Raw genomic sequence first — 22817 nt, 5'->3', positions numbered from 1 at the left:
GGCAGAGCCTGGCCGAACTTCGGGGGTCGCGGGGGGCCGGAGCCCCCCGCAAAGCTTTACTTGGCCTTCTCGAGGATCTCGACGAGGCGCCAGCGCTTCGTCGCCGAGAGCGGGCGGGTCTCCATGATGAGGACACGGTCGCCGATGCCGGCGGTGTTCTCCTCGTCGTGGGCCTTGATCTTGGCCGAGCGGCGCATGACCTTGCCGTAGAGGGCGTGCTTGACGCGGTCCTCGACCTCGACGACGACGGTCTTGTCCATCTTGTCGCTGACGACGTAGCCCTGGCGGGTCTTGCGGTAGTTCCGAGTGCTCTCGGTCTGCTCGCCGGTCACGTTCTCGTCCTTCACGTTGTCGCTCACTTGCTCTCCTCCGACTCGGCCGGGGCGGAGCCGATGCCGAGCTCGCGCTCACGCATCTCGGTGTAGATCCGCGCGATGTCCTTGCGGACGGCGCGCAGACGGCCGTGGTTGTCGAGCTGGCCGGTCGCGGACTGGAACCGCAGGTTGAACAGCTCCTCCTTGGCCTTGCGCAGCTCGTCGACGAGACGCTCGTCGTCGAACCCACGAAGCTCCTTGGAGATCAGGTCCTTGGAACCGACTGCCATCAGAAGTCACCACCCTCACGCTGGACGAAGCGGCACTTCATCGGCAGCTTGTGCATGGCCAGGCGCATGGCTTCGCGCGCGACCTCCTCGGACACACCGGAGATCTCGAACATGATGCGTCCGGGCTTGACGTTGGCGATCCACCACTCGGGCGAACCCTTGCCGGAACCCATGCGGGTCTCAGCCGGCTTCTTGGTGAGCGGGCGGTCGGGGTAGATGTTGATCCACACCTTGCCGCCACGCTTCATGTAGCGAGTCATCGCGATACGCGCGGACTCGATCTGACGGTTGGTGACGTAGGCCGGCTCGAGGGCCTGGAGGCCGTAGTCACCGAAGGCGATGGACGTCCCACCCTTGGCAGCGCCCGAGCGACCCGGGTGGTGCTGCTTGCGGTGCTTGACGCGACGGGGAATCAACATCAGCTGGACGCTCCCTCGGTGTTCTCCGCCGGGGTGGTGGCGGCAGGGGCCTCACCCGTGGACGCAGCGCCGGTGTTCTCGGCGCGGTCGCCACGACGGGCGCGGGCGGGACGGTCGGCGCCGTCACGACGCGGGCCACGGCCCTGGCGAGGCGCGATGGCCTGCTGGGCAGCGAGCTCACGCGCGGTGAGGTCACCCTTGTAGATCCAGACCTTCACGCCGATGCGGCCGAAGGTGGTCCGGGCCTCGTAGAAGCCCACGTCGATGTTCGCGCGAAGGGTGTGCAGCGGCACGCGACCCTCGCGGTAGAACTCGGTGCGGGACATCTCGGCGCCGCCGAGACGGCCGGAGACCTGCACGCGGATGCCCTTGGCACCGGCGCGCGTCGCCGACTGCATGCTCTTGCGCATGGCGCGACGGAAGGAGACGCGAGCAGAGAGCTGCTCGGCGACGCCCTGGGCGACGAGCTGCGCGTCGGTCTCGGGGTTCTTGACCTCGAGGATGTTGAGCTGCACCTGCTTGCCCGTGAGCTTCTCGAGCTCGCCGCGGATGCGGTCGGCCTCGGCGCCACGACGACCGATGACGATGCCCGGGCGCGCCGTGTGGATGTCCACGCGGACGCGGTCGCGGGTGCGCTCGATCTCGACCTTGGAGATGCCCGCGCGCTCCATGCCCTCGGACATGAGCTTGCGGATGGCGACGTCCTCCTTGACGTAGTCGCGGTAGCGCTGACCCTCCTTGGTGGAGTCAGCGAACCAGCGGCTGCGGTGCTCGGACGTGATACCCAGACGGAAGCCGTGCGGGTTGACCTTCTGACCCATTAGCGGTTGCCTCCCTTGCTGGGCTTGGGTGCGACGACCACGGTGATGTGGCTCGTGCGCTTGTTGATGCGGGACGCGCGACCCTGTGCGCGCGGACGGAAACGCTTCATCGTGGCGCCCTCGTCGACGAACGCCGACGTGATGACGAGCTCGCGCTCGTCGAAGCGCTCGGCCGTCTTGTCGGTCTTGACGCGGGCGTTGGCGATAGCGCTCTCGAGGACCTTGAGGATCGGGTCGGACGCCGACTGCGGGGCGAAGCGCAGCGTGGCGATGGCCTCGCTGGCGTTGCGACCGCGGATGAGGTCGATGACGCGACGCGCCTTCTGCGGGGTCACCCGGACGTGGCGGGCCTGGGCCCGAGCCTCCAGGGTGACCTCGGCGGACTGGGTGGTGTTGGTGGCCATCAGCGGCGCCGGCCCTTCTTGTCGTCCTTCACGTGACCCTTGAAGGTGCGCGTGGGTGCGAACTCGCCGAGCTTGTGGCCGACCATCGACTCGGTGACGAACACCGGGACGTGCTTGCGGCCGTCGTGGACGGCGAGGGTGTGGCCGAGCATGTCCGGGCTGATGACCGAACGGCGCGACCAGGTCTTGATGACGTTCTTGGTGCCCGCTTCGTTCTGGACGTCGACCTTCTTCTGAAGGTGGTCGTCGATGAAGGGGCCCTTCTTCAAGCTACGAGGCATGTGTCAATGGCTCCTTGTCAGCGCTTCTTGCCGGTGCGGCGTCGGCGGACGATCATCTTGTCGCTGGGCTTGCCGGGGCGGCGGGTGCGGCCCTCGGGCTTGCCCCACGGGCTCACCGGGTGGCGACCACCGGAGGTGCGGCCCTCGCCACCACCGTGCGGGTGGTCGACCGGGTTCATGACGACACCACGGACGGTCGGGCGCTTGCCCTTCCAGCGCATGCGGCCGGCCTTGCCCCAGTTGATGTTGGACTGCTCGGCGTTGCCGACCTCGCCGATCGTCGCGCGGCAGCGCGCGTCGACGTTGCGGATCTCGCCGGACGGCATACGCAGCTGGGCGTAGGGGCCGTCCTTCGCGACGAGCTGGACGCGGACGCCGGCCGAGCGCGCGATCTTCGCGCCGCCACCGGGGCGGAGCTCGACGGCGTGGACGACCGTACCGGTCGGGATGTTGCGCAGCGGAAGGCTGTTGCCGGGCTTGATGTCGGCACCGGGGCCGTTCTCGATGTTGGCGCCCTGCTCGAGACCCTTGGGGGCCAGGATGTAGCGCTTCTCACCGTCGGCGTAGTGCAGCAGAGCGATGCGGGCGGTGCGGTTGGGGTCGTACTCGATGTGAGCGACCTTCGCCGGAATGCCGTCCTTGTCGTGGCGACGGAAGTCGATGAGGCGGTAGGCGCGCTTGTGGCCACCACCGATGTGACGCGTCGTGATGCGGCCGTTGTTGTTGCGGCCACCGCTCTTGGTGAGCGGGCGCACGAGCGACTTCTCGGGCGTGGAGCGCGTGACCTCGACGAAGTCGGCGACGCTGGAGCCGCGACGGCCAGGCGTCGTCGGCTTGTACTTGCGGATACCCATGTCGTGTTTCCTTAAGTTCCTCGGTCGTCTCTCAGGCGCCGGCGCTGCCGAAGATGTCGATCGTGCCCTCGCGGAGGGTGACGATCGCGCGCTTGGTGTCCTTGCGCTTGCCCAGGCCGAAGCGCGTGCGGCGCGTCTTGCCCTTGCGGTTGAGCGTGTGGACCGAGTCGACCTTGACGTTGAAGATCTGCTCGACGGCGATCTTGATCTCGGTCTTGTTCGAACGCGGGTCGACCACGAAGGTGTACTTGCCCTCGTCGAGCAGCCCGTAGGACTTCTCGGACACGACCGGTGCGATCAGGATGTCGCGGGGGTTCTTCCCCTGGAATGCAGAGCTCACTTGCCCTCCTCCTCGGAGACCTGCTGAGCGGCCTCGCCACCGGCCGGGACGAACCCGGCGGCCTTGGCGGCCTCAGCGGTGCGGAACCACACCTCGGCCTCGGTGTTGTCGTACCAGCGCGAACCGGGCACGTGGTACTTCATCGAGTCCTTGTTGCCCTTGACCTCGAAGCCCGCGGGAGCGGAGCCGTCCTCGAGGGCGGCGGCGCTGTCGGGGCCGAAGCCACCGTCGGCGTCGGCCTCGGCGGCCTCGGTCTCGACGACCTTGGCGGCCTTGGTCGCCTTCGGGGCCTTCTCGGCCTTGGCCGGGGCGGCGGGCGCCTCGGTGACGACGGCGGTCTCGGCGTCGAGCGGCTTGACCGCAGCGGCCGGACCGGCGACGAACGTGTCGAGCGCGGCCTGGGTGAAGACCACGTCGTCGGCGCACAGGACGTCGTAGGTGTTGAGCTGGTCGACCGCGATGACGTGGACGTGGTCCAGGTTGCGGACCGACTTCATCGACACGATGTCGCTGCGGTCGAGGACGACGAGCAGGTTCGGGCGGTCGGTGAGGCCGAGCAGCAGCGCCGCGGCGTCCTTCGTCGACGGGGCGTCGCCCGAGACGAGCGAGGCCACGACGTGGATGCGGCCGTTGCGGGCGCGGTCGGACAGGGCGCCACGCAGGGCGGCGGCCTTCATCTTCTTGGGGGTGCGCTGCGCGTAGTCACGCGGCGTCGGCCCGTGCACGACACCACCACCGGTCCAGTGCGGCGCGCGGGTCGAGCCCGCACGGGCGCGACCGGTGCCCTTCTGGCGGTGCGGCTTGCGTCCACCACCGCGGATCTCGCCGCGGGTCTTGGTCGAGTGCGTGCCCTGGCGCGCGGCGGCGAGCTGGGCGACGACGACCTGGTGGATGAGCGGGACGTTGGTCTGCACGTCGAAGATCTCGGCGGGCAGGTCAGCGTTCACGGTCTTGGCGGTGGCCATCCGGGTCACGCTCCCTTCACGGCGTTGCGGACGAGCACGACCGCACCGCGGGGACCGGGGACGGCGCCCTTGACGAGCAGCAGGCCCTTCTCGGCGTCCACGGCGTGGATCGTGAGGTTCTGGGTGGTCTGGCGCACGCCACCCATACGGCCGGCCATGCGCATGCCCTTGAAGACACGACCCGGGGTGGCGCAGCCACCGATGGAGCCCGGCTTGCGGTGGTTCTTGTGTGCACCGTGGGAGGAGGAGACGCCGTGGAAGCCGTGACGCTTCATGACACCGGCGAAGCCCTTGCCCTTGGTGGTGCCGGAGACGTCGACCGAGGCACCGGCCTCGAACGTCTCGGCGGTGAGCTCCTGGCCCAGCGAGTACTCGGCGGCGTCCGCGGTGCGGAGTTCGACGAGGTGGCGGCGCGGCGTGACGCCGGCCTTCTCGAAGTGGCCGGTGAGCGGCTTGGTCACCTTGCGCGGGTCGATCGCACCGAAGGCGATCTGGACGGCGCTGTAGCCATCGGTCTCGGCGTTGCGCACCTGCGTGACGACGCAGGGGCCTGCCTCGATGACGGTGACGGGGACGAGCTTGTTGTCGGCGTCCCACACCTGGGTCATGCCGAGCTTCTTGCCCAGCACGCCCTTCACGGTCTTGGTAGCAATGTCAGTCATCAGTCAACCCTCAGAGCTTGATCTCGATGTTGACGTCAGCCGGCAGGTCGAGTCGCATCAGCGAGTCGACGGCCTTGGGCGTCGGGTCGATGATGTCGATGAGGCGCTTGTGCGTGCGCATCTCGAAGTGCTCGCGGCTGTCCTTGTACTTGTGCGGCGAACGGATGACCACGAAGACGTTCTTCTCCGTGGGCAGCGGCACAGGGCCGACCACCGTCGCGCCGGCACGGGTCACCGTGTCGACGATCTTCCGCGCCGAGTTGTCGATGACCTCGTGGTCATACGACTTCAAGCGGATGCGGATCTTCTGTCCCGCCATCTTGGCTTCCGTCTCTCTCTCGCCGTCTTCTTACTTCTGTCTCTGGCCGGTTCCCAGTCCGACCCCCGAGGTCGGGCGTGTCGCGCCCGCTCCGCGGCCCGACGGCATACGCGTCCTGCGTGTGTTCGTCGGATGGATCGAAGCTCCGGGATTCCGGAGCTGCTCTGGCCTGCCGTGTGTCGCCCCGGCGTGGCCGGTTCGATGCGTTGTCACGTGCAGTGGCGGTTCGGTGTCTCCTCGACCGGGTCGAGGGGACGGCGTCCCGCACCAAGCAACTTCACAAGTGTGCCAGAGGCTGCGGCGACCTACCAAATCGGGCCGAGAGCGGACGGCATACCCGCTCTCGTGGCGCGTCGGGAGCGCTCCGTCAGGGGCGCGTGCCCCGGGTCGGAGACTCGTCGTCGTCCACCGAGGCCTGCTCGCGCAGGCGGCGGCCCTCCTCGAGGTGCTCCTCGTGCTGGCGGCGCCGCTTCTCGGACGCGGTGACGTCGCGAGGGGGGAGCTGGAGGGTCTCCTCGGCCTCGATGCCGGCCTGGAGCTGACGCGAACGCTCGAGCTCGGAGTCGACCTCGGCGCCGAAGAGGAGCGCGAGGTTGGTGATCCAGAGCCACAGGAGGAAGACGATGACGCCGGCGAGGGAGCCGTAGGTCTTGTTGTAGGAGCCGAAGTTCGCGACGTAGAACCCGAAGAGCACGGAGGCGAGCACCCACACGACGATGGCGATCGCCGCTCCGACGCTGATCCACCGGAACGTCGGTTGCCTGACGTTGGGCGTGGAGTAGTAGAGCAGCGCGACGAGGATGACGACGACGAGGAGGATGACCGGCCACTTGGCGATGTTCCAGGCGGTCACGGCGCTCGACCCGAGGCCGATCGTCTCCCCCACGGTCTCGGCGAGCGGCCCGCTGACGACGAGCGCCACGAGCACGAGGGCCACCATGATCACGCCGACGAGGGTGATGAGCAGCTGGACCGGGCGGAGCTTCCAGAACGGGCGGCCCTCGTCGATCTGGTAGATCCGGTTCATGGCCCGCCCGAACGCGCCGACGTAGCCCGACGCCGACCAGAGCGCTCCGGCGAGACCGGCGACGAGGGCGAGGCCGGCCGCGTTGGCCTGCGTCATCTGGTTGATCGGCCCCTCGAGCTGGTCCGCCGCGTTGGCCTGCCCGAGGTCGCGCACCATGTCGAGCAGCGCGGTCGTCGTGCTCTCGCCCTGCCCGAAGACGCCGAGCAGGGAGACGAGCGCGAGCAGCGCGGGGAAGAGCGACAGGACGGAGTAGTAGGTCAGCGCGGCCGCGAGGTCGGTGCAGCCGTCCGCGGTGAACTCCGCCCAGGCCTTCTTGGCCGTGTACTTCCACGACGGCTTGGTGATGTCACCCAAGGAGTCGGGCTTGGCGTCCGAGTTCTCGTCGGGTGCGGTCCGTGCCTTGGTCGAGCTTGCGCCTTCGTGAGCCATGCGTCGACCGTACCCACGGGACGGAGGCGGCATGCGCCTCGAGCCCTTGCCCTCCCAGGGCACGCGACAGCCCCCGCGGCTCCCTGTCCCGCGAGGGCTGTCGTCGTGCGTGGCCGCGCAGCGTCAGCGGGGTCCGCCACCGCCGAGCACGCCGGCGTCGAACGCCTTGAGGACCGACGCCTTGTCGGCGGCGGTGAGCGTGCCGTCGGAGACGGCCTCGTCGAGCCGCTCCCCCAGCCGCGTTCGGTGCTCGGCCTGGTGCGCGTCGCGCACCTTGTCGAGGGCCGCGGTGAGCTCGTCCTCGGTGATCCCGAGCTCCTTGGCCAGGGCCGTGACGTATGCCGTCCGCCTGGCCTCGCGGTCGGCCTCGCTCGGCGCGGTGCCCTCGGCGGGCTTCTCGGTGGGCCGGTTGGCCTCGCGCACCTTCTCGATGGCGGCCTCGACCTCGGCCTCGTCGATGCCCAGGGCCACGGCGAGCGCGGCCCCGTCGGCGCCCTTCATGCCGCCGTGGCCGCGGCCTCCGCGACCGTGGCCGTCGGTGGGGGTGCCGGGCTGCTCGGTCGACGTCGACGAGGACGGCGCGGGCGTCGGCGTGCTCTCGGCGAGCGCGGCGTTGGCGCCGAAGCCGGCGAGCGTGACGGCGGCGGCGCCGGCCACGCCGGCGAGGACGTTGGTGGTCGTGATCCTGGGCATGAGGGGTTCCTCTCGTCGGAGCCGACCGGGTGTGGTCGACCGTGCTCCCTCCACAGTGGGTGCAGGGCCTTGGGCGGGGCCATGGCGAACCTGTCACGAACCTGTGGGTCCGGGCGCGGTCTGGACGGGCATGCGCGGAGGTGGGCGGACGGCATACGACGCCGTCCGACGGGCCCACGAGCGGGAGATGCGGAAGGGCCCCGCCTGCCGAAGCAGACGGGGCCCTTCTCGATGGTGAGCCTGCGGCTCGACCGGCGTCAGATCACTTGGTGATCGCGGTGACGCGGCCGGCGCCGACGGTCCGGCCACCCTCGCGGATGGCGAACTTGAGGCCCTCCTCCATGGCGATCGGCTGGATGAGCTCGACCGACATCTCGGTGTTGTCACCGGGCATGACCATCTCGGTGCCCTCGGGCAGCGAGACGACGCCGGTGACGTCCGTGGTGCGGAAGTAGAACTGCGGGCGGTAGTTGTCGTAGAACGGCGTGTGACGGCCGCCCTCGTCCTTGGAGAGGATGTAGACGTTCGCCTCGAAGTTCGTGTGCGGGGTGATCGAGCCCGGCTTGCAGATGACCTGCCCGCGCTCGACGTCCTCGCGCTTGGTGCCACGAAGGAGGAGGCCGACGTTCTCACCGGCGCGACCCTCGTCGAGGAGCTTGCGGAACATCTCGATGCCGGTGACCGTGGTCTTGGCGGCCGGACCCGGGTGGATGCCGACGATCTCGATGTCCTCGTTGACGTTGAGGATGCCGCGCTCGATACGACCGGTGACGACGGTGCCACGACCGGTGATCGTGAAGACGTCCTCGACGGGCATGAGGAACGGCTTGTCGACGTCGCGCTCGGGCTCCGGGATCGACTCGTCGACCGCGTCCATGAGCTCGAGGACGGTGTTGCCCCACTCGGCGTCACCCTCGAGCGCCTTGAGCGCCGAGACCTTGACGACGGGCAGGTCGTCGCCCGGGAACTCGTAGTCGGACAGGAGCTCACGGACCTCCATCTCGACGAGCTCGAGGATCTCCTCGTCGTCGACCATGTCGGCCTTGTTGAGCGCCACGACGATGTAGGGGACGCCGACCTGGCGGGCCAGGAGGACGTGCTCCTTCGTCTGCGGCATCGGGCCGTCAGTGGCGGCGACGACGAGGATCGCACCGTCCATCTGCGCAGCACCGGTGATCATGTTCTTGACGTAGTCCGCGTGACCGGGGCAGTCGACGTGCGCGTAGTGACGCTTCTCGGTCTGGTACTCGATGTGCGCGATGGAGATGGTGATACCGCGCTGCTTCTCCTCGGGCGCCTTGTCGATGTCGTCGAACGCGAACTGCGGGTTCAGGTCCGGGTACTTGTCGTGCAGGACCTTGGAGATCGCAGCCGTCAGCGTCGTCTTACCGTGGTCGATGTGACCAATGGTGCCGATGTTGACGTGCGGCTTGGTCCGCTCGAACTTTGCCTTCGCCACTTGATGTCCTCCTCAGGACTCTTCTTGGGTGTTACGCCTTACGACCGGGCGGGACGTGGCGTCGTACTTGGGATTGGTTGTTCTGGATGGTGACCGACGGGGCAGGACGGTCGATGCCGTGTGCCGTGTCGTTCAGTTGTCCGGACCAGCGACCAGTCTAGCGGTCACTCGCCCCGGGTCTTGGCGATGATCTCCTCGGCCACGGACTTGGGAACCTCGGCGTAGGAGTCGAACTCCATCGAGTAGTTCGCCCGGCCCTGGGTCTTCGACCGGAGGTCGCCGACGTAGCCGAACATCTCCGACAGCGGGACGAGGCCCTTGACGACCTTGGCGCCGCTGATGTCCTCCATGGCCTGGATGTGGCCACGGCGCGCGTTGATGTCGCCGATGACGTCGCCCATGTACTCCTCGGGCGTACGCACCTCGACGGCCATCATCGGCTCGAGGATCACGGGGTCGGCCTTGCGGACGGCCTCCTTGAGCGCCATCGACCCGGCGATCTTGAACGCCATCTCCGAGGAGTCGACGTCGTGGTACGCACCGTCGAGCAGCGCGGCCTTGATCCCGACGAGCGGGTAGCCGGCGAGCACGCCGTACTGCATGGCGTCCTGGATACCGGCGTCGACCGAGGGGATGTACTCGCGCGGGACGCGACCACCGGTGACCTTGTTCTCGAACTCGTAGAGCTCGCCGCCCTCGGTGGTGTCGAGGGGCTCGAGGCTGATCTGCACCTTCGCGAACTGACCGGATCCACCGGTCTGCTTCTTGTGGGTGTAGTCGTGCTTCTCGACCGTGCGACGGATGGTCTCGCGGTAGGCGACCTGCGGCTTGCCGACGTTGGCCTCGACCTTGAACTCGCGCTTCATGCGGTCGACGAGGATGTCGAGGTGGAGCTCGCCCATGCCGGCGATGATCGTCTGGCCCGTGTCCTCGTCGAGGTGGACCTGGAAGGTCGGGTCCTCGGCCGAGAGCTTCTGGATGGCCGTGGAGAGCTTCTCCTGGTCACCCTTGGTCTTGGGCTCGATCGCGACCTGGATGACCGGGTCGGGGAACGACATCGACTCGAGGACGATCTGGTGGTCCGGGTCGCTCAGGGTGTCACCGGTGGTGGTGTCCTTGAGGCCGATCGCGGCGTAGATGTGACCCGCCAGCGCCTCCTCGACCGGGTTCTCCTTGTTGGCGTGCATCTGGAAGAGCTTGCCGACGCGCTCCTTGCGGCCCTTGGTCGTGTTGACGACCGGCGAGCCGGCGGCGATGCGACCGGAGTAGACGCGGATGAAGGTGAGCGTGCCGAAGAACGGGTGCGCCGCGACCTTGAAGGCCAGGGCCGAGAACGGCTCGTCCTTGCTCGGCTTGCGGGTCATCTCGGTGGCCTCGTCGCCCGGCTTGTGACCCACCATCGGCGGGACGTCGAGCGGGGACGGGAGGTAGTCGACGACCGCGTCGAGCATCGGCTGGACACCGCGGTTCTTGAACGCCGAGCCACAGAGGATCGGGTAGAGCTCCGAGGTGACGGTGAGCTTGCGGATGCCGGCCTTGATCTCGGCGACCGTGAGCTCCTCGCCACCGAGGTACTTCTCCATGAGGTCGTCGTCGGACTCGGCGACGCGCTCGATGAGGTGGTGGCGGTACTCCTCGGCCTTGGCCTGGAGGTCCGCGGGGATCTCCTGGACCTCGTACTTGGCGCCCATGGTGACGTCACCCTTGGCGTCGCCGGGCCACACGAGGGCACGCATCTCGACGAGGTCGATGACACCGATGAAGTCGTTCTCCGCGCCGATCGGCAGCTGGATGACGAGCGGCTCGGCGCCGAGACGGTCCTTGATGGTCTGGACGGTGAAGTAGAAGTCCGCGCCCAGCTTGTCCATCTTGTTGACGAACGCGATGCGGGGGACGTCGTACTTGTCGGCCTGACGCCACACGGTCTCGGACTGGGGCTCGACGCCTTCCTTGCCGTCGAAGACGGCGACGGCGCCGTCGAGGACGCGCAGCGAGCGCTCGACCTCGACGGTGAAGTCGACGTGACCGGGGGTGTCGATGATGTTGACCTGGTTGTTGTTCCAGAAGGAGGTCACGGCGGCCGACGTGATCGTGATGCCGCGCTCCTTCTCCTGCTCCATCCAGTCGGTCGTCGAGGCGCCGTCGTGCGTCTCGCCGATCTTGTGGTTGACGCCGGTGTAGAAGAGGATGCGCTCCGTCGTCGTCGTCTTGCCGGCGTCGATGTGCGCCATGATGCCGATGTTGCGGACCTTGGTCAGGTCCGTCAGGACGTCGAGTGCCACTGCGGTTGTCTCATCTCGCTCGTTGCGGAAGTTCTGCTGTGCGGTCGTGCTGTGTGCGGCCGTGTCTGACCGCGATCCCGGTATGCCGGCCGCCCGGGTGGGCGGCCGGCATACCGGTCGCTGTCACCAGCGGTAGTGCGCGAAGGCCCGGTTGGACTCGGCCATCTTGTGCGTGTCCTCGCGGCGCTTGACTGCGGCGCCGAGACCGTTGGAGGCGTCGAGGATCTCGTTCATGAGGCGCTCGGTCATCGTCTTCTCACGACGCTGACGCGAGTAGCCGACCAGCCAGCGCAGCGACAGGGTCGTGGCGCGGTTGGGCTTGACCTCGATCGGGACCTGGTAGGTCGCACCGCCGACGCGGCGGGACTTGACCTCGAGGGTCGGCTTGATGTTGTCCAGCGCGCGCTTGAGGAGCAGCACCGGGTCGGTGCCGGTCTTCTCGCGGGCACCCTCGAGGGCGCCGTAGACGATCGTCTCGGCGATGGACTTCTTGCCGTCGAGGAGGATCTTGTTGACGAGCTGGGTCACGAGCGGGCTCTGGTAGACCGGGTCGATGACGAGGGGGCGCTTCGGAGCGGGGCCCTTACGAGGCATTACTTCTTCTCCTTCTTGGCGCCGTAGCGGCTGCGAGCCTGCTTGCGGTTCTTGACACCCTGGGTGTCGAGCGAGCCACGGATGATCTTGTAGCGGACGCCGGGGAGGTCCTTCACACGGCCACCGCGGACGAGCACGATCGAGTGCTCCTGGAGGTTGTGGCCCTCACCGGGGATGTAGGCCGTGACCTCGATGCCCGAGGTGAGCTTGACGCGCGCGACCTTGCGGAGCGCGGAGTTCGGCTTCTTGGGGGTGGTGGTGTACACGCGCGTGCACACACCGCGGCGCTGCGGCGAGCCCTTGAGGGCAGGAGTGGAGACCTTCGAGGTCTTGTCCTGCCGGCCCTTGCGCACCAGCTGGTTGATGGTAGGCAACCTGGATCCTTTGTCTGTCTGGTCGATGCCACGGCGGCTGCCGCGACTCCTTGGATGCCCGGCGCTCGACCCCCGCGGTCGGGTGTGTCGCACCGGGTGCTCTCCCCTGCACTCCCCGTCACAGGCCGCATCGACGGTGTCGACTCGTTCTGTGGGTGGGGCGCCCGGCGAGAGGTGGGCGGCCCTGCGCTCTCGCACTGGGCACGTGTGCTCTGGTCCTAGCCAGACACGGTTCTCCACGATACCGGTATGCCGGGTGCCCACCAAATCGTCCCGGGCGGAATCAGGCGGCACTTGCGTCCGCAGGAATGACGCTCTGGCCACCACAGTTGCGGACGCTGCGGCTGAGGCACCGCCAACGTCCGCAGGAATGACGGCCCGGCCACCACAGTTGCGGACGCAACGGGTGGGCCGCTCAGGCCTCGAGGCGCTCGAAGGCCGGCGCGTAGCGGAACGGTCCGGCCAGCTCGGGGCGCCAGGCGCGCAGCGTCTTGACCTGGAAGTAGCGGTCCTCCCACGGGCCAGGTGAGCCGATGCCGAGCTCGACTGCCGGGCGGAAGCCGAAGTGCCCGTAGTAGTCCGGGTCGCCGAGCAGCACGATGGCCGCGTCGCCACGCTGCTCGGCCGAGGCGATGACCGACGCCATGAGCGCGGCTCCGATGCCCTGCCGCTGGAGGGCCGGGGTGACGGCGATGGGACCGAGCCCGACCGAGGCCCCCTCCCCCAGCGTCGCGGCCGAGCAGAGGACGTGGCCGACGACCTCGCCGTCGAGCTCGGCGACGAAGGTGAGCTCGTCGATGACGTCACCGTCGCCGCGCAGCTCGTCGACGAGGCTCGACTCGACCGAGCGCGCCGCCCCCTCGACGCGCACGAACGCGTCGTCGTGGAGCGCCGCCACCGCCGCGGCGTCCTCGGGCCGCTCGCGCCGGATGATCATGTCGTCACGCATGCGCACACCCTCTCACCCCTGCCCTGTGTGCCTGAGCGGAAGGCCCGGCTTCCGCTCGGGCACACGAGGCGCGGCTGTGGGACGACGAAGGGCGGGTATGCCGTGTGGGGACCACACGGCATACCCGCCCTTGCGTGTCAGGCAGGACTCGACTCAGAGGCGGTCGAGACCCAGCTCGGTGTCGTCGAGGCGGACGGCCTCGCCCGAGCCCGGACCGAAGGCCGGGTAGGCGAACTCGTCGTAGCTCGGCATCGAGTACATCGCGGCCTTGGCCTCCTCGGTCGGCTCCACGTTGATGTTGCGGTAGCGCGACAGCCCGGTCCCGGCGGGGATGAGCTTGCCGAGGATGACGTTCTCCTTGAGGCCGAGGAGGGAGTCGGACTTGCCCTCCATGGCGGCCTCGGTGAGGACGCGGGTCGTCTCCTGGAACGAGGCCGCGGACAGCCACGACTCGGTCGCGAGCGACGCCTTGGTGATACCCATGAGCTCGGGGCGACCCGAGGCCGGGGTGCCGCCCTCGGCGACGACGCGACGGTTCTCGTCCTCGAAGCGACCACGCTCGGCGAGCATGCCCGGGAGCAGGTCCGCGTTGCCGGCCTCGATGATCGTGATCCGGCGCAGCATCTGCCGGACGATGACCTCGATGTGCTTGTCGTGGATCGACACGCCCTGCTGGCGGTAGACGTGCTGGACCTCGTCGACCAGGTGGACCTGGACGGCGCGCGGGCCGAGGATGCGCAGGACCTGCTTCGGGTCGATGGAACCGACCGTGAGCTGGGTGCCGACCTCGACGCTCTGGCCGTCCTGCACGAGCAGGCGCGCACGCTTGGTGACCGGGTAGGCGTGCTCCTCGGAGCCGTCGTCCGGCGTGAGCAGGATGCGACGAGCCTTGTCGGTCTCCTCGATCGTGATCCGGCCGCTGGCCTCGGCGATCGGGGCGACACCCTTGGGGGTGCGGGCCTCGAAGAGCTCGACGACACGGGGCAGACCCTGCGTGATGTCGTCACCGGCCACACCACCGGTGTGGAAGGTGCGCATCGTCAGCTGGGTGCCGGGCTCACCGATCGACTGGGCCGCGATGATGCCGACGGCCTCGCCGATGTCGACGAGCTTGCCGGTCGCGAGCGAACGACCGTAGCAGGCGGCACAGGTGCCGACCTTGCTGTCGCAGGTGAGGACCGAGCGAACCTTGACGCTGTCGACACCGGCCGCGAAGAGCGCGCCGATGACGATGTCACCGAGGTCGATGCCGGCCTCGGCCAGCGTCTCGCCGTCCTTGACGACGTCCTCGGCGAGCGTGCGGGCGTAGACCGAGGTCTCGACGTCGTCGTGGACCGCACGGGTGCCCGTGCGCTCGTCGGTCGCGGCGATCGGCATGGGCAGGCCACGCTCGGTGCCACAGTCGTCCTCGCGGATGATGACGTCCTGCGACACGTCGACGAGACGACGCGTGAGGTAGCCGGAGTCGGCGGTACGCAGGGCGGTGTCGGCCAGACCCTTTCGCGAGCCGTGCGTCGAGATGAAGAACTCGAGCACGGACAGGCCCTCGCGGAAGTTCGCGCGGATCGGGCGCGGGATGATGTCACCCTTCGGGTTGGACACCAGGCCACGCATACCGGCGATCTGGCGCAGCTGCATCCAGTTGCCTCGGGCACCGGAGGACACCATGCGGAAGATGGTGTTCGTGGCCGGGATGTTGGCCTCCATCTCCTTGGCGACCTCGTTGGTGGCCTGCGTCCAGATCTCGATGAGCTCCTGACGACGCTCGTCGTCGGTGATGAGACCGCGCTCGTACTGGGTCTGGACCTTCGTCGCCTTGGTCTCGTAGCCCTCGAGGATCTCGAGCTTGCGCGGAGGCGTGACGACGTCGGAGATGGCGACCGTGATGCCGGACCGGGTGGCCCAGTGGAAGCCGTACTCCTTGAGCGCGTCGAGCGAGGCCGCGACCTGCACCTTGCTGTAGCGCTCGGCGAGGTCGTTGACGATCGTCGACAGACGCTTCTTGTCGACCTGGTCGTTGACGAACGGGTAGTCGACCGGGAGCGTCTCGTTGAAGAGCGCGCGACCCAGGGTCGTCTCGGGCAGCCACTCGGCGAGGTAGCCCTGCTCGTCGACCTCGACGCCCTCGGGCAGCTCGGCGCCCGGCGACGGGACGACGTCCTTGAGGCGGATCCGGACCGGCGTGCCGAGCAGGATCTCGCCCGCGTCGAACGCCATGCGGGCCTCGGAGACCGTCGAGAAGACGCGACCCTCGCCCTGCGAGCCCTCGACACCGGAGGTGAGGTGGTAGAGCCCGATGATCATGTCCTGGGTGGGCATGGTCACGGGACGGCCGTCGGCCGGCTTGAGGATGTTGTTGCTCGACAGCATGAGGATGCGGGCCTCGGCCTGCGCCTCCGCGGAGAGCGGGACGTGGACGGCCATCTGGTCACCGTCGAAGTCCGCGTTGAACGCGGTGCAGACGAGCGGGTGGATCTGGATGGCCTTGCCCTCGACGAGCTGCGGCTCGAAGGCCTGGATGCCGAGGCGGTGGAGCGTGGGTGCGCGGTTGAGCAGCACCGGGTGCTCGGTGATGACCTCCTCGAGGACGTCCCACACGACCGAGCGGTGACGCTCGACCATGCGCTTGGCCGACTTGATGTTCTGCGCGTGGTCGAGGTCGACGAGGCGCTTCATGACGAAGGGCTTGAAGAGCTCGAGCGCCATCTGCTTCGGCAGGCCGCACTGGTGCAGCTTGAGCTGCGGGCCGACGACGATGACCGAACGGCCGGAGTAGTCGACGCGCTTGCCGAGGAGGTTCTGGCGGAAGCGTCCCTGCTTGCCCTTGAGCATGTCGGACAGCGACTTGAGCGGACGGTTGCCGGGGCCCGTGACCGGGCGACCACGACGGCCGTTGTCGAAGAGGCTGTCGACGGCCTCCTGCAGCATCCGCTTCTCGTTGTTGACGATGATCTCGGGTGCGCCGAGGTCGAGCAGTCGCTTGAGGCGGTTGTTGCGGTTGATGACGCGGCGGTAGAGGTCGTTGAGGTCCGACGTCGCGAAGCGGCCACCGTCGAGCTGCACCATCGGGCGCAGGTCCGGCGGGATGACCGGGACGGCGTCGAGGACCATGCCGGCCGGCTTGTTGGTCGTCGTCATGAACGCGGAGACGACCTTGAGGCGCTTGAGCGCACGGGTCTTCTTCTGGCCCTTGCCGGTGGCGATGATCTCGCGCAGGAACTCGGCCTCGGCGTCGAGGTCGAAGGACTCGAGGCGCTTCTGGATCGCCGCGGCGCCCATGCCGCCCTCGAAGTAGAGACCGAAGCGGTCACGCATCTCGCGGTAGAGGATCTCGTCGCCCTCGAGGTCCTGGACCTTGAGGTTCTTGAACCGGTCCCAGACCTGCGCGAGGCGCTCGACCTGGGCGTCCGCGCGCTTGCGGATCTGGTTCATCTCGCGCTCGGCGGAGTCACGGACCTTGCGCTTGGCGTCGGACTTGGCGCCCTCGGCCTCGAGCGCGGCGATGTCGTCCTCGAGCCGCTTGGCGCGGGTCTCGACGTCGGCGTCGCGACGGTTCTCGAGCTCCTTCTTCTCGACCTCGATCTGCGCCTCGAGCGAGGGCAAGTCGGCGTGGCGCTGGTCCTCGTCGACGCTCGTGATCATGTAGGCGGCGAAGTAGATGACCTTCTCGAGGTCCTTCGGCGCGAGGTCGAGCAGGTAGCCCAGGCGCGACGGGACGCCCTTGAAGTACCAGATGTGGGTGACGGGGGCGGCGAGCTCGATGTGGCCCATCCGCTCACGACGGACGGCCGCACGGGTCACCTCGACGCCGCAGCGCTCACAGATGATGCCCTTGAAGCGGACCCGCTTGTACTTGCCGCAGGCGCACTCCCAGTCCCGGGTCGGGCCGAAGATCTTCTCGCAGAAGAGGCCGTCCTTCTCGGGCTTGAGGGTGCGGTAGTTGATGGTCTCGGGCTTCTTCACCTCGCCGTGGCTCCACTCGCGGATGGAGTCGGCGGTGGCGAGGCCAATGCGCAGTTCGTCGAAGAAGTTGACGTCGAGCACGTGGTTCCTTCTCTCGTGTCTCTAAAAAAGTTCGAATGTGGGTCGGAAGCGGGCTGCGTATGCCGTGCGCTCACCTGGCGCTGCGTGCGTGGGGTGAGCGCACGGCATACGGGTCAGACCTCTTCGACCGAACTGGGCTCGCGGCGCGACAGGTCGATGCCGAGCTCCTCCGCAGCGCGGAAGACGTCCTCCTCGGCCTCACGCATCTCGATGGCCTGGCCGTCGCTGGACAGGACCTCGACGTTGAGGCAGAGGCTCTGCATCTCCTTGATGAGCACCTTGAAGGACTCGGGGATGCCGGGCTCGGGGATGTTGTCGCCCTTGACGATCGCCTCGTAGACCTTGACGCGACCGTTGACGTCGTCGGACTTGATCGTGAGCAGCTCCTGCAGCGCGTAGGCGGCGCCGTAGGCCTCGAGCGCCCACACCTCCATCTCACCGAAGCGCTGGCCACCGAACTGGGCCTTACCGCCGAGCGGCTGCTGGGTGATCATCGAGTACGGACCCGTGCTGCGCGCGTGGATCTTGTCGTCCACGAGGTGGTGCAGCTTGAGGATGTACATGTAGCCGACCGACACCGGGTCCGGGTACGGCTCGCCGGAGCGGCCGTCGAACAGGTGCGTCTTGCCGGAGCCGTCGATGAGGCGGACGTCGTCGCGGGTCTTGCGGGTGCTGTCGAGCAGACCGACGATCTCGTTCTCGCGGACACCGTCGAACACCGGCGAGGCGACACGCGTGCCCGGCTCGGCGGCGCGGGCGTCGGCGGGGATGAGCTCGGCCCACTCGGGGTTGCCCTCGATCTCCCAGCCTCGGCTCGCGGCCCAGCCCAGGTGCAGCTCGAGGATCTGGCCGATGTTCATTCGACCGGGGACACCGAGCGGGTTGAGCACGACGTCGACCGGCGTGCCGTCCTCGAGGAAGGGCATGTCCTCGACCGGGAGGATCTTGGAGATGACGCCCTTGTTGCCGTGACGGCCGGCGAGCTTGTCGCCGTCGGTGATCTTGCGCTTGTTGGCGACGTAGACGCGCACGAGCTGGTTGACGCCCGGGGGCAGCTCGTCGCCGTCGTCCTTGTCGAAGACCTTGACCGCGATGACCGTGCCGGTCTCACCGTGAGGGACCTTGAGCGAGGTGTCGCGCACCTCGCGGGCCTTCTCACCGAAGATCGCGCGGAGCAGGCGCTCCTCCGGCGTCAGCTCGGTCTCACCCTTGGGCGTGACCTTGCCGACGAGGAGGTCGCCGTCGCGGACCTCGGCACCGATGCGGATGATCCCGCGCTCGTCGAGGTCGGCGAGGACCTCCTCCGAGACGTTGGGGATGTCGCGGGTGATCTCCTCCGGGCCGAGCTTGGTGTCGCGGGCGTCGACCTCGTGCTCCTCGATGTGGATCGAGGAGAGGACGTCGTCCTGGACCAGGCGCTGGCTGAGGATGATCGCGTCCTCGTAGTTGTGGCCCTCCCACGGCATGAACGCCACGAGGAGGTTGCGGCCGAGGGCCATCTCGCCACCGTCGGTCGCGGGACCGTCGGCGATGAGGCCACCCTTCTCGACACGGTCACCCTCGGACACGACAACGCGCTGGTTGTAGCTGTTGCCCTGGTTGGAACGGGTGAACTTGTCGATCCGGTAGGTGCGCGACGTGCCGTCGTCGGCGGCGACCGTGACGAGGTCGGCGGAGACCTCGGTGACGACACCGGCCTTCTCGGCCACGACGACGTCACCGGAGTCGACCGCGGCGCGGTACTCCATGCCGGTGCCGACGAGCGGGGCCTCGGCCTTGACGAGCGGCACGGCCTGGCGCTGCATGTTGGATCCCATGAGCGCGCGGTTGGCGTCGTCGTGCTCGAGGAAGGGGATGAGTGCGGTCGCGGCGGAGACCATCTGGCGCGCGGAGACGTCGATGTAGTCGACCTCCTCGGCCGGGACGTACTCGACCTCGCCACCCTTGACGCGCACGAGGACGCGCTCGTGGGCGAACTTCTCGCCGGTGGAGTCGAGCGTCGCGTTCGCCTGGGCGATGACGTGCTCGTCCTCCTCGTCGGCGGAGAGGTAGTGCACCTCGTCGGTGATCCGGCCCTTGACGACCTTGCGGTAGGGCGTCTCGATGAAGCCGAACGCGTTGATGCGGCCGTAGGAGGCGAGCGAGCCGATGAGGCCGATGTTCGGGCCCTCAGGGGTCTCGATCGGGCACATGCGGCCGTAGTGCGACGGGTGGACGTCACGGACCTCCATGCCGGCGCGGTCACGAGAGAGACCACCCGGGCCCAGCGCGGACAGACGACGCTTGTGCGTCAGCCCGGAGAGCGGGTTGTTCTGGTCCATGAACTGCGACAGCTGCGAGGTGCCGAAGAACTCCTTGATCGACGCCACCACGGGGCGGATGTTGATCAGGGTCTGCGGCGTGATCGCCTCGACGTCCTGGGTCGTCATCCGCTCGCGGACGACGCGCTCCATCCGGGACAGGCCGGTGCGGACCTGGTTCTGGATGAGCTCGCCGACGTTGCGCAGGCGACGGTTGCCGAAGTGGTCGATGTCGTCGGTCTCGACGCGGATGTCGACGGCCTCGCCCTTGCGGCTGCCGGGCAGGGTCTCGTCACCGTTGTGCAGCGCCACGATGTACTTGATCGTCGCGACGATGTCGTCGATGGCGAGCGTCGAGTTGGTGAGCTCGCCGTCGAGGCCGAGCTTCTTGTTGATCTTGTAGCGGCCGACCTTGGCGAGGTCGTAGCGCTTGCCGTTGAAGTAGAGGTTGTCGAGCAGGTTCTGCGCGGCCTCACGGGTCGGCGGTTCGCCCGGACGGAGCTTGCGGTAGATGTCCAGCAGGGCGTCGTCCTGGCCCTCGGTGTTGTCCTTGTCGAGGGTGAGCTCGATGGACTCGTAGCCGGCGAACTCCTCGCGGATCTGCGCCTCGGTCATGCCAAGGGCCTTGAGGAGGACGGTGACCGACTGCTTGCGCTTGCGGTCGACGCGGACGCCAACCATGTCGCGCTTGTCGATCTCGAACTCGAGCCAGGCACCACGGCTCGGGATGATCTTGGCGGTGTAGATGTCCTTGTCGGACGTCTTGTCGGGCGTGCGCTCGAAGTAGACGCCCGGGCTGCGGACGAGCTGCGAGACGACGACGCGCTCGGTGCCGTTGATGATGAAGGTGCCACGCTCGGTCATGAGCGGGAAGTCGCCCATGAACACCGTCTGGCTCTTGATCTCACCGGTGGTGTTGTTCATGAACTCCGCGGTGACGAACAGGGGCGCGGAGTAGGTCTGGTCGCGCTCCTTGCAGTCCTCGATCGAGTACTTGACGTCCTCGAAACGGTGGTCGCGGAACGAGAGCGACATGGAGCCGCTGAAGTCCTCGATGGGGGAGATCTCCTCGAAGATCTCCTCGAGGCCCGAACGCTCGGGGACGTCGTCGCGGCCGGCTTCGAGAGCCTCAGCGACGCGCTCCTGCCACCGCTCGTTGCCGAGGAGCCAGTCGAAGCTCTCGGTCTGCAGGGCGAGGAGGTCGGGGACCTCCAGGGGCTCACGGATCTTGCCGAACGAGAGACGGCCCGAAGCCGTCATTGCGGTGGTCACGGTCTTGGACGCGGTGCGCGAGGCAGCCAAGGATGGTCCTTCCACTGGCCATGTGTTTTCAACGGTGGTCGCCAGGCCCACGACACCCGAGCCGATCTCGACGGTCGAAGGACCAGGTGCGCGTGCAAGGGCCGGGGTGCGGCGGGGACACGGCGGAGGTCGCTCGACGAGAGCAGGCGAAGGTCATGGGCAGGGCAAAGCAACAGTCTAGACAAAAGGGGCGCAACAGTCCAACCCTGTCCAATCGCGCCCTCCGGGCGGGATGCGGGTCCGGTCAGCCGTCGCATGCGGGAGGCACGCGGTGTGACCCGGAAAGGATGACTGGAGAGGACGCGCACGTCAAGCGGGTCCCGTGCTCCGACGGGCGTGTCGACCCCCTTGGGGGTCGCCGGGGATGCGGAACGGGCGGGGCGGATCTCGTGGATCCACCCCGCCCGTTCACGGCGAGTCAGCCTCTGTCGAGGCTCAGCTCACTTGAGCTCGACGGTCGCGCCAGCGCCCTCGAGCTGCTCCTTGGCCTTCTCGGCCGCAGCCTTGTCGACCTTCTCGAGGACGGGCTTCGGGGCGCCGTCGACGAGGTCCTTGGCCTCCTTGAGACCGAGGGAGGTCAGCGCGCGGACCTCCTTGATGACGGCGATCTTCTTGTCGCCGGCAGCGGTGAGGACGACGTCGAACTCGTCCTGCTCCTCCGCGCCGCCAGCGGCGTCGCCGCCACCGGCCGGGGCGCCGGCAGCCGCGACCGCGACGGGCGCGGCGGCGGTGACGCCGAAGGTGTCCTCGAACTGCTTGACGAACTCGGAGAGCTCGATGAGGGTCATCTCCTTGAAGGCCTCAAGGAGCTCGTCGGTGCTGAGCTTGGCCATGATGGCTGCCTTTCTACTTCGTGTATGCCGTGAGTGGCGGTTGGTGTTTTCCTGGGACTCGAGCAGGGCTCGGGTCTCAGGCGTCGTCGCCACCCGTGGCGACGTCTTCGGTTGCCTCGGCCGCGGGAGCGGTCTCGGCGGGGGTCTCCTCGACGGCCTCGGCCGCGGGGGCGGCGGCAGCCGGCCCCTCGACCTCGACCTTGGCGCGCAGCGCGTCGACGACCCGAGCGGTCTGCGACAGCGGCGCGGCGAAGAGGTAGACGGCCTTGCTGAGCGAGGCGTTCATGGCGCCCGCCAGCTTGGCGAGGAGAACCTCGCGGGACTCGAGGTCCGCGAGCTTCGTGATCTCGGCGGCGCTGAGGGCCTTGCCCTCGAGCAGCCCGCCCTTGATCACGAGGAGGGGGTTTGCCTTGGCGAAGTCACGCAGACCCTTGGCTGCCTCGACCGGGTCGCCTTCGACGAAGGCGATGGCCGACGGCCCCACGAGCTGGCCGTCGAAGGCCGTGACTCCGGCCTCCTTGGCGGCGAGCTCGGTCAGCGTGTTCTTGACCACGGCGTAGGTCGCGTTGCCACGAAGGGCGCCACGAAGCTCGGTGATCTGTGCCACCGAGAGCCCGCGGTACTCCGTGAGAACAGCGGCGTTGGAGCTGCGGAACTTCTCCGCGAGCTCGGCGATCGCCGCGGACTTGTCTGCACGAGACATTCGGGCCTCCTTCCGTCGGTACGACCTCCGGGAAGGATCCACGTCAAACAGATCGAGCCCCGGCGCAGGGCGCGGGGCTCACATGGGCGAGGAGGCGGCATACGCCGTCTGTCGCGGTGAAACTCGGCCTGCGCTGGTCGCCCGCTCTCGCGGAACCTT

Annotated in this window: 22 protein-coding genes; all 22 read right to left on the bottom strand. The window is 68.1% G+C overall.

Features of this window, described 5'->3' with window-relative positions:
- Positions 1–56 precede the first annotated feature (56 nt).
- Positions 57–359, bottom strand: a complete 303-nt coding sequence (rpsQ, locus tag N798_RS05830; RefSeq protein WP_084100165.1) for a 30S ribosomal protein S17 — start codon at positions 357–359, stop codon at positions 57–59.
- Entirely contained in the window at positions 356–604 is a 249-nt protein-coding gene (rpmC, locus tag N798_RS05825; protein WP_035946961.1) for a 50S ribosomal protein L29, read from the bottom strand. The genes rpsQ and rpmC overlap by 4 nt, the downstream gene beginning before the upstream one ends.
- On the bottom strand, positions 604–1023 hold the full coding sequence (gene rplP, locus N798_RS05820) for a 50S ribosomal protein L16 (RefSeq protein ID WP_035946960.1): 420 nt from the start codon (positions 1021–1023) through the stop codon (positions 604–606). Before rplP ends, rpmC begins: the two co-directional genes overlap by 1 nt.
- Positions 1023–1844 (bottom strand): 30S ribosomal protein S3, encoded by an 822-nt coding sequence (gene rpsC / locus N798_RS05815; protein ID WP_035946958.1) that lies wholly within the window; start codon positions 1842–1844, stop codon positions 1023–1025. The genes rplP and rpsC overlap by 1 nt, the downstream gene beginning before the upstream one ends.
- On the bottom strand, positions 1844–2212 hold the full coding sequence (rplV, locus tag N798_RS05810) for a 50S ribosomal protein L22 (RefSeq protein WP_035947152.1): 369 nt from the start codon (positions 2210–2212) through the stop codon (positions 1844–1846). Before rplV ends, rpsC begins: the two co-directional genes overlap by 1 nt.
- Positions 2213–2247: 35 nt before the next feature.
- Positions 2248–2529 carry a 30S ribosomal protein S19 gene (rpsS, locus tag N798_RS05805; RefSeq protein ID WP_009775961.1) on the bottom strand — a complete coding sequence of 94 codons (282 nt, stop codon included), beginning with the start codon at positions 2527–2529 and terminating at the stop codon, positions 2248–2250.
- 17 nt (positions 2530–2546) lie between these two features.
- A complete protein-coding gene (gene rplB / locus N798_RS05800) occupies positions 2547–3383 on the bottom strand; it encodes a 50S ribosomal protein L2 (protein ID WP_035946956.1) in 837 nt (278 codons plus the stop codon).
- Positions 3384–3414: 31 nt separating this feature from the next.
- The gene (gene rplW, locus N798_RS05795; protein ID WP_035946954.1) at positions 3415–3723 is read right to left on the bottom strand and encodes a 50S ribosomal protein L23; all 309 of its coding nucleotides are present in this window, start codon (positions 3721–3723) and stop codon (positions 3415–3417) included.
- Positions 3720–4688, bottom strand: a complete 969-nt coding sequence (gene rplD / locus N798_RS05790) for a 50S ribosomal protein L4, sunset domain variant (RefSeq protein WP_035946953.1) — start codon at positions 4686–4688, stop codon at positions 3720–3722. The genes rplW and rplD overlap by 4 nt, the downstream gene beginning before the upstream one ends.
- A gap of 5 nt (positions 4689–4693) precedes the next feature.
- Positions 4694–5350 carry a 50S ribosomal protein L3 gene (rplC, locus tag N798_RS05785; RefSeq protein ID WP_035946951.1) on the bottom strand — a complete coding sequence of 219 codons (657 nt, stop codon included), beginning with the start codon at positions 5348–5350 and terminating at the stop codon, positions 4694–4696.
- Between the two features lie 10 nt (positions 5351–5360).
- Positions 5361–5669: a 30S ribosomal protein S10 gene (gene rpsJ / locus N798_RS05780; RefSeq protein WP_009775966.1), complete on the bottom strand. Its 309-nt coding sequence runs from the start codon at positions 5667–5669 to the stop codon at positions 5361–5363.
- A 367-nt stretch (positions 5670–6036) separates the two neighbouring features.
- Complete coding sequence (locus N798_RS05775) at positions 6037–7125, bottom strand: YihY/virulence factor BrkB family protein (protein ID WP_052116963.1); 1089 nt, start codon at positions 7123–7125, stop codon at positions 6037–6039.
- Between the two features lie 123 nt (positions 7126–7248).
- The gene (locus N798_RS05770) at positions 7249–7818 is read right to left on the bottom strand and encodes a hypothetical protein (RefSeq protein WP_035946949.1); all 570 of its coding nucleotides are present in this window, start codon (positions 7816–7818) and stop codon (positions 7249–7251) included.
- Positions 7819–8080: 262 nt separating this feature from the next.
- Positions 8081–9277 carry an elongation factor Tu gene (gene tuf / locus N798_RS05765; RefSeq protein ID WP_035946948.1) on the bottom strand — a complete coding sequence of 399 codons (1197 nt, stop codon included), beginning with the start codon at positions 9275–9277 and terminating at the stop codon, positions 8081–8083.
- Positions 9278–9441: 164 nt separating this feature from the next.
- Positions 9442–11559 carry an elongation factor G gene (gene fusA / locus N798_RS05760; RefSeq protein WP_035946946.1) on the bottom strand — a complete coding sequence of 706 codons (2118 nt, stop codon included), beginning with the start codon at positions 11557–11559 and terminating at the stop codon, positions 9442–9444.
- Between the two features lie 123 nt (positions 11560–11682).
- On the bottom strand, positions 11683–12153 hold the full coding sequence (gene rpsG, locus N798_RS05755; RefSeq protein WP_035946945.1) for a 30S ribosomal protein S7: 471 nt from the start codon (positions 12151–12153) through the stop codon (positions 11683–11685).
- Positions 12153–12527 (bottom strand): 30S ribosomal protein S12, encoded by a 375-nt coding sequence (rpsL, locus tag N798_RS05750; RefSeq protein ID WP_035913344.1) that lies wholly within the window; start codon positions 12525–12527, stop codon positions 12153–12155. Before rpsL ends, rpsG begins: the two co-directional genes overlap by 1 nt.
- A 415-nt stretch (positions 12528–12942) precedes the next feature.
- Complete coding sequence (locus tag N798_RS05745) at positions 12943–13476, bottom strand: GNAT family N-acetyltransferase (protein ID WP_156971633.1); 534 nt, start codon at positions 13474–13476, stop codon at positions 12943–12945.
- A gap of 153 nt (positions 13477–13629) precedes the next feature.
- The gene (locus tag N798_RS05740) at positions 13630–17520 is read right to left on the bottom strand and encodes a DNA-directed RNA polymerase subunit beta' (protein ID WP_035946944.1); all 3891 of its coding nucleotides are present in this window, start codon (positions 17518–17520) and stop codon (positions 13630–13632) included.
- A gap of 113 nt (positions 17521–17633) precedes the next feature.
- The gene (gene rpoB, locus N798_RS05735) at positions 17634–21122 is read right to left on the bottom strand and encodes a DNA-directed RNA polymerase subunit beta (RefSeq protein WP_035946943.1); all 3489 of its coding nucleotides are present in this window, start codon (positions 21120–21122) and stop codon (positions 17634–17636) included.
- Positions 21123–21562: 440 nt separating this feature from the next.
- On the bottom strand, positions 21563–21955 hold the full coding sequence (gene rplL / locus N798_RS05730) for a 50S ribosomal protein L7/L12 (RefSeq protein WP_035946942.1): 393 nt from the start codon (positions 21953–21955) through the stop codon (positions 21563–21565).
- A 76-nt stretch (positions 21956–22031) separates the two neighbouring features.
- Positions 22032–22658, bottom strand: a complete 627-nt coding sequence (gene rplJ, locus N798_RS05725; protein WP_035946941.1) for a 50S ribosomal protein L10 — start codon at positions 22656–22658, stop codon at positions 22032–22034.
- Positions 22659–22817: the final 159 nt, after the last annotated feature.

The sequence above is a fragment of the Knoellia flava TL1 genome, from assembly GCF_000768675.1.
In the GTDB taxonomy this organism is placed as follows: Bacteria; Actinomycetota; Actinomycetes; order Actinomycetales; family Dermatophilaceae; genus Knoellia; species Knoellia flava.
The sequence above is the reverse complement of the archived record's forward strand: the minus strand, read 5'-3'. Positions and strand labels throughout refer to the sequence as shown.